The sequence below is a fragment of the Actinocrinis sp. genome (genome assembly GCF_035605935.1).
Lineage (GTDB): Bacteria > Actinomycetota > Actinomycetes > Streptomycetales > Catenulisporaceae > Actinocrinis.
Genome location: NZ_DATNGK010000031.1, coordinates 1 through 12,561 on the forward strand (window position 1 = coordinate 1; position 12,561 = coordinate 12,561).

The 12,561-nt window shown below is 67.4% G+C and carries 12 protein-coding genes; 3 read left to right on the forward strand and 9 right to left on the reverse strand.

What is annotated here, in order from left to right; translation table 11 throughout:
* From VN779_RS02660 to VN779_RS02670, 3 genes are all read right to left on the reverse strand, one after another.
* On the reverse strand, positions 1 to 955 hold a 955-nt coding region (locus VN779_RS02660), incomplete at its 3' end, for an alpha-ketoacid dehydrogenase subunit beta (RefSeq protein WP_325719748.1).
* Positions 956 to 959: 4 nt separating this feature from the next.
* Positions 960 to 1,934 (reverse strand): thiamine pyrophosphate-dependent dehydrogenase E1 component subunit alpha, encoded by a 975-nt coding sequence (locus VN779_RS02665; protein WP_325719750.1) that lies wholly within the window; start codon positions 1,932 to 1,934, stop codon positions 960 to 962.
* Positions 1,935 to 2,068: 134 nt separating this feature from the next.
* Positions 2,069 to 3,496, reverse strand: a complete 1,428-nt coding sequence (locus tag VN779_RS02670; protein WP_325719752.1) for an MFS transporter — start codon at positions 3,494 to 3,496, stop codon at positions 2,069 to 2,071.
* Positions 3,497 to 3,591: 95 nt separating this feature from the next.
* On the opposite strand from VN779_RS02670, the gene VN779_RS02675 reads away from it, so the two are divergent.
* Positions 3,592 to 4,548 (forward strand): dihydrodipicolinate synthase family protein, encoded by a 957-nt coding sequence (locus VN779_RS02675; protein WP_325719754.1) that lies wholly within the window; start codon positions 3,592 to 3,594, stop codon positions 4,546 to 4,548.
* On the opposite strand, the gene VN779_RS02680 is transcribed toward VN779_RS02675, so the two are convergent.
* The 5 genes from VN779_RS02680 to VN779_RS02700 form a co-directional block, all read right to left on the reverse strand.
* Complete coding sequence (locus VN779_RS02680) at positions 4,541 to 5,398, reverse strand: carbohydrate ABC transporter permease (protein ID WP_325719756.1); 858 nt, start codon at positions 5,396 to 5,398, stop codon at positions 4,541 to 4,543. The genes VN779_RS02675 and VN779_RS02680 overlap by 8 nt on opposite strands.
* Positions 5,399 to 5,409: 11 nt before the next feature.
* Positions 5,410 to 6,342, reverse strand: coding sequence for a sugar ABC transporter permease (locus VN779_RS02685; RefSeq protein ID WP_325719757.1), 933 nt, complete (start codon positions 6,340 to 6,342; stop codon positions 5,410 to 5,412).
* Positions 6,343 to 6,365: 23 nt separating this feature from the next.
* Entirely contained in the window at positions 6,366 to 7,742 is a 1,377-nt protein-coding gene (locus tag VN779_RS02690) for an ABC transporter substrate-binding protein (protein WP_325719760.1), read from the reverse strand.
* A 382-nt stretch (positions 7,743 to 8,124) separates the two neighbouring features.
* The gene (locus tag VN779_RS02695; protein ID WP_325719762.1) at positions 8,125 to 8,931 is read right to left on the reverse strand and encodes a GntR family transcriptional regulator; all 807 of its coding nucleotides are present in this window, start codon (positions 8,929 to 8,931) and stop codon (positions 8,125 to 8,127) included.
* Between the two features lie 86 nt (positions 8,932 to 9,017).
* The gene (locus VN779_RS02700; protein ID WP_325719764.1) at positions 9,018 to 9,896 is read right to left on the reverse strand and encodes a dihydrodipicolinate synthase family protein; all 879 of its coding nucleotides are present in this window, start codon (positions 9,894 to 9,896) and stop codon (positions 9,018 to 9,020) included.
* 395 nt (positions 9,897 to 10,291) lie between these two features.
* Here VN779_RS02700 and VN779_RS02705 point away from each other — a divergent pair, with 395 nt between their 5' ends.
* Positions 10,292 to 11,386, forward strand: a complete 1,095-nt coding sequence (locus VN779_RS02705; RefSeq protein ID WP_325719766.1) for an Ldh family oxidoreductase — start codon at positions 10,292 to 10,294, stop codon at positions 11,384 to 11,386.
* Positions 11,387 to 12,376 (forward strand): NAD(P)-dependent oxidoreductase, encoded by a 990-nt coding sequence (locus tag VN779_RS02710; protein ID WP_325719770.1) that lies wholly within the window; start codon positions 11,387 to 11,389, stop codon positions 12,374 to 12,376.
* 46 nt (positions 12,377 to 12,422) lie between these two features.
* On the opposite strand, the gene VN779_RS02715 is transcribed toward VN779_RS02710, so the two are convergent.
* Positions 12,423 to 12,561: acyl-CoA dehydrogenase family protein (locus tag VN779_RS02715; protein WP_349260612.1), on the reverse strand; the 139-nt coding region annotated here is incomplete at its 5' end.

Here is a 12,561-nt window from a genome sequence, read left to right on the forward strand (position 1 = left end):
CCACTCCGGCCGAATCCGGCAGGTACATCGCGGCCATCGCCGCGCTCGCGTCCATGCCCATCGCCGGGACGGGCGGTGGCGTCACGGTGACAGGCGCCGCGAGCAGCCGGTCCCACGCCGTCGTCGTTACCCGGGCACATATTTCGGTGGCGAGCCCGCACGACGGGTGGTCGAAATCGGTGACGACCAGCCGGCCGGTCTTGCGGACCGACTCAGTCACGGTCGGCACGTCCCAGGGGGAAAGCGTAAGCAGATCGACCACCTCGGCCGAGATGCCAGCCTGTTCGAGCTCGGCGGCGGCCTGCAGGCAGAGCGCAGTCGTCGCACCGATGCCCAGCAGCGTCATGTCGGTGCCGTCGCGCAAGACCCGCGCCTTTCCGAACTCCAGGACGTAGTCGCCGTCGGGAACCTCCGCCTGGCTTCGCAGCAGCTTGAGGCTGTCGAAGATCACCACGGGGTCGTCGGAGCGGATGGCCGCCGTGGTAAGGCCCTTCGCGGTGTAAGCATCGGACGGCGCTACGCATACCAGGCCGGGAAAGTGGCAGACGGCGGAATAGCACTCGCCGAACGACTTCACCGTGATCGGCATCTGCAGCTGACCCGCGCTCAGGTAGCGCGCCCGGGCGATGCGGTTCGTCAGCTGGTCCCACGCAACGGGCATCAGCTCGGTGAACATGATGTCGACCCATGGGCGGTACCCATCGGCGGCCAGCCCCGCCGCCAGCCCGAGGAAACCGGCCTCCGAAATCGGGGTGTCGCGTACCCGCCCGGCCCCGAACTCCTGAATCAGGCCACGGGTTATCCCGAACGGCCCACCCCAGGCGTCGACGAAACCGTCGTCAGCGCGGCCGGGCGCACCGGCCACGTCTTCACCGAGAACGATGACCGACGGATCACGCGCCATCTCCTGGCGCAGCGCATCGTTGCATGCCTTCCAGTACTTCGTCCGGCTCATGCGATCACCGCCGATCGATCGATGGATCGGCGAACACGCCGTCGAGCAGGTCTGCGAGCGTGGCCTCGCGGCCGGTCCGGGCGCGCTCAAATGCGGCCACGCACGTGTCCCGCGCCTGGGTAGTGACCGCGGCGAGAGCATCCTCGTCGATGCCGGCATCGACCGCGACCCGCCGCAGCAGCGAGATGGGGTCGCGGTCGAGCCACGACTGGAGCTCGGCCTGCGAGCGGTATCGGCGGTGCTGATCGCCGTAGAAGTGGCCCTCGTACCGGTACGTCCTCGCCTCGACGAGCGTCGGGCCGTCGCCACGTACGGCCCGCTGCCGTGCCTCGCGGACGACGTCGTGAACCTCCAGCGCCGACTGGCCGTCGACCGCGATCGAGCTGATGCCGTACGCCGCCCCGCGGTCCACGATGCACCCGGCGGTCGCGTACTCAGTCGAGGTCGTCTGCGCGTAGCCGTTGTTCTCGACCACGAAGACCACGGGCAGCGACCAGACAGCGGCGAGGTTCAGCGCCTCGTGGAAGACGCCCTGGTTCACGCCGCCGTCGCCAACGAAGGCCACTGCGATGCGATCGAGCCCCGACAGCTTCGCCGCCAGCGCCAGGCCGGTTGCCATGGGCAGGTTGCCGGCGACGATCTGAGTCCCGCCGAAGTACCCGACGTCGAGTTGCGCAACGTACATTTCGCCGGCCCGTCCGCGACAGGTGCCCTCGCCGCTGCCGTAGAGCTCGAGTGCCAGCCGGCCGAGATCACACCCGATCGCCACGGCGTGGCCGTGCGCACGGTGCGTGGACAGGACCCGGTCCCCGGGCGCGAGCGCTGCGCACACGCCGGCGGCCACCGCCTCCTGTCCCTGGTACGGATGCCCGATGGGCTGCCCGTCCTTGCTGGCGTACGCGACCAGGGTGGTCTCGAATTCACGGCACAGTGACATTCGCGCAAACAGGTCGAGGACGAGTGCGGTGTCAACCGGCATTTATTCACCGTTTTCACGTATACGGGCATCGGCGGCGCAGGAGTCACGTCACGTGACAGGCCGTGTGATCGCACGCGAACTAGCTCTAACCGCAACGTAACGCCCGGCCCTTGATTCCGTCAAGCATTGACAATTTACGATTTATCCGCTCTTTGTACTGGTCGGACGGCGTCACCGACGCCGACCCCGAGCCGGTATGACGCCAGCAGCGGGACGGTGCTCACCACCGCCACGACGAGGAACGCGGAGCGGAACGGGCCGGTGCCGTGAGCCTCCGTCCAGTGCAGCGCTGGACCTGCCTGCAGTCCGATCGCGGCGACGGCAACACCCAGCCCGGCCGCCAGCTGGCCGAGCGTCGCCGCGACCGTGTTCGCCTGGGAAAGCTCCGGCCGGGGTACCTCGGCGTAGGCGATCGTGTTCAGGCAGGTGAACCCCACCGAGCGCGCGGCTCCGCTCGCTATGAGCACGGCGATCAGCAGCCAGGTCAGCGTCTGCGGCGTGACGAAAGCGATCGCGACGATCGTTGCCGTGAGCGCCGTGGCGCTCCCCCGCAGCACCGCCCGGAATCCCCATCGGCGCAGTATCGGCGTTGCCACGGCCTTGACCGCGAGGTTGCCGACGAAGACCCACAGCGTGATCGACCCGGCCCGCACCGCCGACCAGCCCCACGTCTCCTGGAACATGAGCGGAAGCAGGAACGGCACCGCACTGACCGCCATCCGGAACAGGCCGCCGCTGACGAAGGCAATCCGCATCGAGTGGATTCGCAGCACGCGCAGGTTGAGCAGCGGATGTCGCGCGCGGCGCAGGTGCGCCACCGCGAACGCCAGCGCGATCAGGGACGCGCACCCGGTACTCGCGGTGGTCTCCCAGCTGGCCGACCCGGTCGACAGCGACGCCGACGTCCAGGTGAGCAGGCCCAGGCCGATACCGGTCCATCCGAAACCGGCCAGGTCGAGATCCGGCGGCCGCGGCCCAGTACCGCGGTCGAGCAGCCAGAAGCCGGCCACCAGCACGGCGGCGCCGATCGGGACATTGATAAGGAAGATCCAGCGCCAGCTCGCATAGGTGGCCAGTGCCCCGCCGAGCAGCGGTGCGATCACGGGGGCGACCAGCGCCGGCCAGGTGAGGTAGGCAACCGCGCGGTACATGTCGGCTTTGCCAGTGGTCCGGAACACGGTGAGCTGCCCGACCGGCACCATCATCGCGCCGCCCAGCCCCTGCAGGGCCCGGAACACGACAAGCTCGGCGAGGTCGCCGCTTACCGCGCAGAGAACCGACGCGCCGGCGAACAACACGACGGCCGCGAGCATGACCCGGCGGCTGCCGAAACGATGGGTAAGCCAGCCGCTCAGCGGTACGAATACCGCGACTGACAGCAGGTATGACGTGACCGCGATACCGATGGACGATGCCGACGCATGCAGGCTCCGCGCCATGGCCGGCGCGGCGGTGGCGATAATCGTCGCGTCGAGATTCTCCATGAACAGCGCCGCGGCTACGAGCAACGCGACCGGGCGGCGCAATCCCGCCCGGGAGGCCTGCGGCTCGCTGCCGTCCACAACACATCCCGCCTCGTTGAGCCGCCGCGAGACGACGACCGTTCGGCCCGTGGGGTTCGCTTGTTATCGTCCCCCGCGGCTGATAGTTCTTCTGGATGCGCGAGGAGGCAGCGGTGATTCCCTCAGTCAGCCGCGAGACGCTCCGTGGAACCTGGGGAACCGTGCTGCTGCCGATCGCCGACGCGGATCGCATCGATCTCGCCGCGATCGCCGCCCAGCTCGACGTGCTCACCACCAGCGGCCTCGACGGCATCTACAGCAACGGCACGGCGGGCGAATTCTTCACCCAGGATGAGGACGAATTCGACGCCGTCGCCCAGCTCCTGGCCGATGCGTGCCAGGCCGCCGGGCTGGCCTGCCAGATCGGCGCGAGCCATCCCAGCGCCCAGGTCTGCCGGGCGCGAATAGAACGGGCCGCCCGGCTGCGCCCGTCCGCGATCCAGGTGATCCTGCCGGACTGGCTGCCGCTGTCCTGGCCCGAGGTTCTCGATGCGGTGGCCGGATTCGAGCGCGCCGCCGACGGAATACCCCTGGTGCTCTACAACCCGCCACACGCCAAGACCCGGCTGACTCCCGGTCAGCTCGGCGAGCTTGGCCGGGAATTTCCCGGCCTGATCGGGGTGAAGGTCGCCGGAGGCGACGCCGGGTGGTGCCGCCGGGCCCGGTCGGAGGTCGGCGATCTCGCCCTGTTCGTCGCCGGCCACACCCTCGCCACCGGCCGGGCGAACGGGGCGGATGGCGCCTACTCCAACGTCGCCTGCCTGAGCCCGCCCGGAGCCGTGCGGTGGGGCGCGCTGATGGCGGCTGACAGCGCGGCCGCGCTGGCCCTCGAAGGCCGTATCCAAGCCTTCCTGGATACGCATGTGCTGCCGTGGCAGCGGGAGGGGCTGGGCAATGCGGCCCTCGACAAGGGGCTCGCGCACGCCGGCCGGTGGGCACCGATCAGCACGCGGGTGCGCTGGCCTTACGCGTCGATGCCGGAGGAGGCGGCCGAACGGCTCGGCGACATCGCACGCACGGAACTGCCCGAGCTGTTCGAGCACCTTACTTGACGGCTCCGCTGGTCAGTCCGCGGATCAGCCCGCGCTGGATGAACACCGCAAGGATGAGGACAGGCAGCACGACGAGCAGGCTGCCCGCGGCCATCGCGCCCCAGTCGGAGGACTCGATCCCGACGTAGGTGTAGATGGCAACGGGCGCCGTCGTCGTATTCTGGTTGGTCAAGACGAGGGCGACGAAGTACTCACCCCAGCTCGCGATGGCGACGAGGATGCCGACCGTGACGACCGCCGGCCACATTACCGGCAGCACGACGAGCCGGAACGCACGTGACCGGTTGCAGCCGTCGATCATCGCCGCCTCCTCGAGTTGCACCGGCAGATCGCCGAAATAGCTGCGCATCATGAAGATGGTGAAAGGCAGCAGTCCGATCTCATAAGCGAGCACGAGCGCAAGATACGAGCCGGAGATCCCGATCTTCAGGTACTCGACGTACAGCGGGATGATGAACACGATCACTGGCGTCACGTAGGCGATGACCAGCCACGAAGTGATGAACTGCTTGCCCCTGAAGCTCGCGCGCGCGAGTGCGTAGCCAGCCGGCACACCGAGAACGAGCGCGACCGCGGTCGAGAAGAACATGAGGATCGCGGAGTGCCCGAGGTCGGCCAGGAATTGCGAGTGGAGCAGTGTGTGGAAGTTGAGCCAGGTCGGGTGGAACGTGAAGGTCGGCGGCGTTGCGTAGGCATCCTTTGGTGTCTTGAACGCCGTCAGCACGACCCATATGACCGGCAGCAGGACGAACCCGAGGAACAGGAGCAGCACGACGTGCGAAGCGAACGAGGCAGCCAGCTTCCGCCGGCTGCGCGGGCGCCGGCGTCCGGCGGCATCGTAGGTGGCCATTTCTCGCTTCCCTAGATCTCGCGGCGGCGTGTCAGGAGGTAGATGACGCCAAGCGGAATCGCCATAGCCACAATGAGCAGAACCGCGAGCGTCGACCCGTAGCTGATATTCCCGTACGTGAAGACGGTTTGATAGATGTAGTAATTGAGCGTGGTTGTCTTCGTGCCGGGGCCGCCGCCGGTCAGGATCTGGATCAGGCCGAACTGCCGGAACACGTCGACAGTACGGAAGATGACCGCAAATCCCAGCACGGGGCGGATCGCCGGCAGGATGATATACCTCACGACCTGCAGCTGCGACGCGCCGTCGATCCGGGCCGCCTCGAGCGGATCCTCGGGCATGCCGAGCAGCGCGGCGAGCACGAGCACCGCCACGATGGGCGCGCCGGTCCAGATGTCGGCGATGACGACCGATGGCAAGGCGAGGGTGGGGCTGGCCAGCCAGTTGGCCTGGGGGATGCCGAACACCCCCAGGATCGAGTTCACCCAGCCCGCACTGGTATCGAGCAGGGCCTTCCAGGAGACCGCGGCCGCGATTCCGGCGACCATCAGCGGGATGAGGTAGAGCACCCGGTAGACCGAGACGCCGCGCATCTTGCGGGCCATGAGAAGCGCGAGGATGGTCCCGATTAGCGCCTCGAGGACAACCGCGGCGACCGCGAACAAGAGCGTGACGAGGAGGACCGTGGGCACGTTCGGGTCAGAGAACAGCAACCGGTAGTTGCGCAAACCCGCCCAGCTGGCGACCGGGTTGGCCGAGGTATAGCTGGTGAAGCTGAGACCCAGGGCCGCGGCCAGCGGCACGATCGTGACCAGGAAGACGACGATAAACGCGGGGAGTGCGGCCAGGACGAAAAAGCGCCGATCGGAGCGCGACCGGGCACCGGGGCGCCGCCCGGCCGGGGATGTGCTCCTCGGCCGGGCGGCAGCCTGTCCCGATGGCACAGGCTCAAGCCTCTGCGTACCTGTTATTGGATGACTCCGCTCTGCTTCAGGATGGCCGTGATCTGGCTGTTCGCCGTCTTGAACGCGTTGTCCGGACTCGACTGACCCGAGATGATGTCCGAGAGCGCCACGTTCAGCGGCTGCTGGGCCTGATTGAACACCGAGGTCTGCGGAATCGCGTTCGGGTCGATGTGGGTCTGGATGTAGTTCAGGGACGTGAGCAGGTCACTCGGAATGCCCTCGACCGAAGAGGCCGAGCTTAGCACCGACGGGCGGGTGACCAGCGCGGGGATCTTCCCGTTGGTCAGCGCGCCTTGCTGGAAGGCCGGGCCGGACAAGAACGTCATCAACTTGTAGGCCGCGGTCTGGTGGGCGGCGTCGGAGTTCTGGTTGATGAACATGCCCCACGGCGCCGAGAGCTGGCACTTGCTCGGGTTGGTGGCAGGGCACGGGATTGACGCGTAGCCGACGTGCGCGACGGCCGGGCCCTGCGAGTTGAACACATACGACGCCGCAGCCGAGTCGTCGAGCCACATGGCGACCTTGCCGTTCTGCATCGCCGCCAGGCACTCAGGGTAGCCGTACGCCCCGACGCCCTTCGGCGCATCCTTGGTCATGAGGGTTGAGTAGTTGTTAGCGAACTGCAGCGCGGCTGGCTCGGTGAGACGCGGGGTGTAGTCGGGGTTAAGCCAGATGCCCTGACCGTTCGGCTGGTAGTTCAGGTAGTACAGCAGCATCATCTGGGCCGGGAAGCTGTTCGGGGCCGTGTTGCTACCGCGCAGGCAGATTCCGGCGTGGCTGGAGTTCGTCAGCTTGCCTGCGTCGGTGACCAGCGCCTGCATGGTCTGCGGCGGCCCGCTGATTCCGGCCTGCGCGAACATCTGCTTGTTGTAGTAGAGCAGCGGGCCGGTGCCGAACGCCGGCACGCAGTAGAGCGTTCCCTTCACGGTGCACTGCGTCATCGAACCCGGCGGCAGGCCGGCGAAGTCGTAGTTCGAGGGCGTCAGCGACGTGTTGTTCAGGAAGGGCTTGATCGGTGCTGCGCCCTTGAGCGATACGTACTGTGGCGTAAGGCTGGCCGGCACCTCATAGAAGTCGAAGGAGCTGTCGTGCGCGGTCTGCGCCGCCTGCAGCTTCGTGAGGATGCTCGCCTCGGGAATCTCCTGGAAGTTGACGGAGATCCCGGTGTCCTTGGTGAACAGGCCGAGTTGTGACTTCTGGTAGTCGTACAGCGGGTTTGACGCGGTCCAGACCGTGATCTGCTTGGCGGCAGCTGCCGACGCAGGCGCTGACGTCGAGCCCCCGCTCGAACTGCTCGAGCTACAGGCCGCGAGGGCCAGGCAGGCGACCGCCAGGGCCGCTGCGACGACGCGTCGTTTTCGAGACCGCACGGACCCCACGGATGCCTCCAGGTAAATCAGTAAGATTGATGACAACTGACGATTGACGATAGGTTCATTTCGTTACTACACCTCGACTCAGCCCAAAACAAGCTCTGCGGCTGTAACGTAACCATCACGCGCAGGGTCTGCGAAACCACAGGCACGGGGCCATAGATCCTCCGGCAACAGCCAATTGCCACGGGAAAAAGTACCGCCGGTTGTCGACCACCTCCGGCATCTAGTCGCGGGGTCTGGCGGCCACCGCCCGGCTCTACGTCACGACAAGCACCCTCATAGTTACTTGTCAATGACTGCTTGTTGACAATATCCAGTATGGGCACGGTCGTCCGGGTAGAGGACATCCGGGCCGGCGACGCCTCCGGCCGGATCCGTACCTGCCTCAGGAGAGCAGGAACGTCTCGGCCATCGCGCGCGCACTGTGCGAGGGAGCCGGCGAGGGCTCCGGTTCGAACAAGCGCGAGCAAATGCGGTTGTAGGCGGCGCTGATGTGCTCTGCCACCGCAGCAGCGGCGACCGACTCGCGACCCGAGCGAATCGCCTCTAGCAACTGCCGGTGCTCCTCGACGACAGTCGCGCGCCAGTCTGAGGGGGCCGGCTTGCGCGAGAGCATGCACCAGTACACCTGCATGCGGATGCTGCACCAGCTCTCGTAGAGACGCTCATGGTGAGCCGCCTTGAATATGTTGTCGTGAAAACCCAGGTCTAGGCGCCCGCCGACGGCATCCGTCGGTCTCCTACGTACGCCGACCCTCAGCTCGGCCAGCGACTCCTCGAGCGCGTCCAGGTCAGCGGGCTCGCCGCGCCTGATGGCCAGCCGGATCGCCAGCGCCTCGAGGGCCGAGCGCAGGCTGTAGATCTCGCCGACATCCTCGATCGACAGCCGCGCGACGGTGGCACCGCGGTGCGGGGCCAGGTCGACGAGCCCCTCGCGCTGCAAGATGAGCAGCGCCACTCGCACCGGCCCGCGGCTGACCTCGAGCATCTCCGAGATCTCGTCCTCGCGCAGGTGCTGGCCTGGGTGCACCTCGTCATCGAGGATCGCCTGCCGCAGCCTTTCGGCGACGACTTCACCCAGCGAGACGCGCGCCGCGGGCGCGGTCCGCAGCAGCTTGGAGTCGGACGGGGTGGAGTCCAGCCCGCGCGCAGGTCCGAACTGGTTTCGGAAGTTCCCCTCGGTCCGCTTCACGGGATCCTCAGACTAACATCGTTGCCTGTTAACGACAAACATAATACAGGGCGGCACGGCGCATCCACGGCCGCCGGCCGCGAGGGTTACCTGGCGGCGGCATCGCGCAGGGCCAGAGCGTCGAGGACCTCTCCCGTGAGGTAGTCCGCCCGGCTCATCAGCGGCTCGCGGACCCCTCCCAACTCGACGCTGTGCAGGTAGGTGGCGATCTGTTTGAACGCCGCGATCCATTCCATACCCGGCGCGCAGCCGAGCACCGCCGCTCGCACGCTGAGCACGATAGCGAGCAGCCGGTTCGCCTCGGAGTAATCGCCGGCTCGCGCGGCCACGCAGATGCGGGCGAGCTCACCGGGCAGCAGGTTGCCCATACCCGCGATGGTGCCGGAGGCGCCCCCGCGCACCGCATCGACAATCGTCGATTCCTCGCCGACCATCACCGACTTGCCGGCGTCGATCACAGCCCGGGTGTAGGCCAGATCGCCGCCGCTGTCCTTCGCGCCCCACAGGTCGAGGTCGGCTATCACGCGCATCGGGACCGCGGGCGCGAACCCCGGTATGTGATAGGCCACCAGCGGTATGCGCGCGGCTTCAGCCATGACCTCGAAGAAACGCACCAGCCCGTCGCCGTCACCGTTGCGCTCGCGGAAATAGAACGGCGGCAGCACGAGCACCGCCGCAAGCCCCAGGTCGTTGTAGGCCTGCGCGCAGCGTACGGCGTCGGTCGTCGAGTTCTCCGTGACCGATCCGATCACCTCGACGTTCGGCAGGTCTAGCGTGAGCGCGCGCGCAGCCGCGATCTTCTCGTCCACGCTCATCGATGGACCTTCGCCGGTGGTCCCGAAGAGCATGACGCCCCGGGCTCCCTGCGTGACGGTCCATGCGCAGTGCGCAGCCAGCGCGTCGCGATCGACGTGGCCGGAGTGGTCGAAGGGGGTGATAACCGGTACGAAGAGGTCCTCGATCAAAGGGTCTCCCGAGCTCAGTTTCTGGTCGCTTCAGCCAAACAGCACTATTATTAATTGTCAACAGTCACGAACGGGCGAGGGTTCATGAGTTCGACCTGTCCTGGAGCGGTCGCGGGAGTACCGGCTGCACTGCCGGAGTCCGCGGATGTAGAACCCGGTTTCGCTACGTTAGGGCAGCGAGCCACGCGCGCCCGGATTCATGGCGACGGGTATCGAGGCGCCCGACCGCTACTTCTACCCCGGGGGCCGAACTCGCGAGGGAGCCGGTTCACCGCTCGGCTGAGATGTTATGATTCCGCATATCATACACTGTTGACAATTGGTGATTAATGCTAGATTCTCGGCCGTGGGCCGTCAACAGGACAGGCACCGCATATGTCGATGGGGTTGAGTCCATGGCGAGCGGCGAGACCCGGCTGGTCGTCCAGCGCTTCTCAATCGACGAGCTCGAGGACGCTGCCGTGCGCGTGCTGGCCGGCTTCGGTGCGCCCCCCGACCTGGCCGAGCTGACCGCGAGATCGCTGGCCCAGTCGAACCTGCTCGGCCACGACTCGCACGGCATCATCCGGCTGCTGCAGTACGCGGCCTGGGTCCGCGACGGCCAGATCCGGGTGACGGCCCGGCCGGAACAGGCCCGGCGGCTCGGCGCCACTGCCCTGGTCGATGGCAACTGGGGCTTCGGCCAGCCGACCGCACGCATGGCGACCGACACGGCGATCGAACTTGCGGCGGCTAACGGCGTTGGTGCTGTCGCTGTCGCACGCTGCAACCACATCGGCCGGCTCGGCGAGTACGTCACGCGGATGGCGGACGCAGGCTGCATCGGGCTGGCGTTGTGCAATTCCGGTCCGGTGGTCGCCCCGGCCGGAGGCACCCGCCGCACGTTCGGAACCAACCCGTTCGCCTGGGCCGCACCGCGCGCCGGAGCTGTCCCGCTCGTGCTCGACTTCTCCACGGCCGGAATCGCTGAAGGCAAGGTGCAGGTGGCGATGGCGCAGGGCGAGCGACTGCCCGACGGAATGATCATCGACCGGAACGGCGCGCCGAGTACCCGGCCGCAGGATCTCTACGACGGCGGTGCGCTGCTTCCCTTCGGCGGACACAAGGGCAGCGGGCTGTGCCTGATGATCGAACTGGTGGGCGGGCTGCTCACCGGCATGGGCACCGCGCCGATGCCGGACTATGCCGGCGGCAACGGCACCCTGTTCATCGCCCTGTCGATCGAGCGATTCACCCCCCTGGACGCGTTTGCCGAGGGCGCCGCGGCCTTCGCCAGCCGGGTAACGCAGTCCCAGGACGGCGGCGTCGAACCGGACGTGTTCCTGCCCGGTCAGGTCGAGCAGCAGGTCGCCGCCGAACGGTCCGTAACCGGCGTTCCGGTTCCCGACGCCACGCGTCGCGACATCACCGAACTCGCCGAATCCATCGGCGTTGACCTCGGACGTCTCGCCCTGCACCGCCTGGGCCGAACGCTGGAAAGCGGGAGCTGAATGACGCAGCCGCGCGGTGCCGCTGACCGTCCGACCATCGTCATAGCGGCGGGGATCTTTCCCGACCCCGGCCGGATCACCGAGCACTACGGGAGCGCCTGTGCCACCGCGTTCGCCGACCTCTCGAGCGCCGAGGGAATCGCCACGCGCACAGCCCGCGCCGACGCCGTGGTCATCGCCACCCAGCGGCTAGACCCCGATCGGCTGGCCGCGCTGGCCAATAGCGTACGGGTGATCGGACGGGCCGGCGTCGGGCTGGACGCGATCGACCTTGACGCCGCCAAGCGGCTCGGCATCGGCGTGATCAACCAGCCGGCGTACGGCGCGCTCGAGGTCGCGAGCCACGCGGTCGGCCTGATGATCGCCGCGTACCGCAAGTTCACTGTCACGGACAGCTACGTCCGCGCCGGCTGGTCTGGTCCGCTCTCACTCGCGCCAATGCAGCCACTCGACGAGCTGACTCTCGGGCTGGTCGGTTGCGGCACGATCGCGACGCAGGCGGCCCGCATGTGCGCATCGGTGGTCGGCCGCATCCTCACCTTCGACCCGTTCGCGGCCGAGATTCCGGCCTTCGTCGAGCGGGTGGACAAGCTCGACGACCTGCTGATCCAGAGCCAGCTGCTGAGCCTGCACGTGCCGCTATCCGCGCAGACGCGAGGCTTGCTCGGGGCGCGTGAGCTCGCCCTGCTGCCGGACGGCGCGGTGGTCGTCAACGTCGCTCGCGGGGGCATCCTCGACGAGAATGCGCTCGCCGGGGAACTGAATTCGGGGCGTCTCGGCGGCGCGGGACTCGATGTGTTCGCGCAGGAACCGCTGCCGGGCGACTCACCGCTGCTGAGCACGCCGAACACGATCCTCAGCCCGCACGTCGCCGGATATTCCGAACGGTCGTCCTGGCGGCTGGCGAGTTGGACCATCGAGGATGTGCTCGGCTACCTGGCCAGCGGCTCCATCGAACACGGCAAGGTCGTCGTCGCCGGCACACGCTGACCGCAGGCCGCTGTTACCCACTGACCTGCTAAGACATCATGATTCCCTACTTCAGCAGCTGGCGGGCCATGACCATGCGCTGGATCTGGTTGGTGCCCTCGTAGATCTGGGTGATCTTCGCGTCGCGCATCATCCGCTCGACCGGGTAGTCGTTGACGTAGCCGTAGCCGCCGAGCAGCTGCACC

Bases quoted from the DNA above. Each gene is read 5' to 3' on its own strand.
- VN779_RS02665 (WP_325719750.1), bottom strand. From the start codon at position 1,934: ATGCCGGTTGACACCGCACTCGTCCTCGACCTGTTTGCGCGAATGTCA.
- VN779_RS02675 (WP_325719754.1), top strand. From the start codon at position 3,592: ATGCGCGAGGAGGCAGCGGTGATTCCCTCAGTCAGCCGCGAGACGCTC.
- VN779_RS02680 (WP_325719756.1), bottom strand. From the start codon at position 5,398: ATGGCCACCTACGATGCCGCCGGACGCCGGCGCCCGCGCAGCCGGCGG.
- VN779_RS02705 (WP_325719766.1), top strand. From the start codon at position 10,292: ATGGCGAGCGGCGAGACCCGGCTGGTCGTCCAGCGCTTCTCAATCGAC.
- VN779_RS02710 (WP_325719770.1), top strand. From the start codon at position 11,387: ATGACGCAGCCGCGCGGTGCCGCTGACCGTCCGACCATCGTCATAGCG.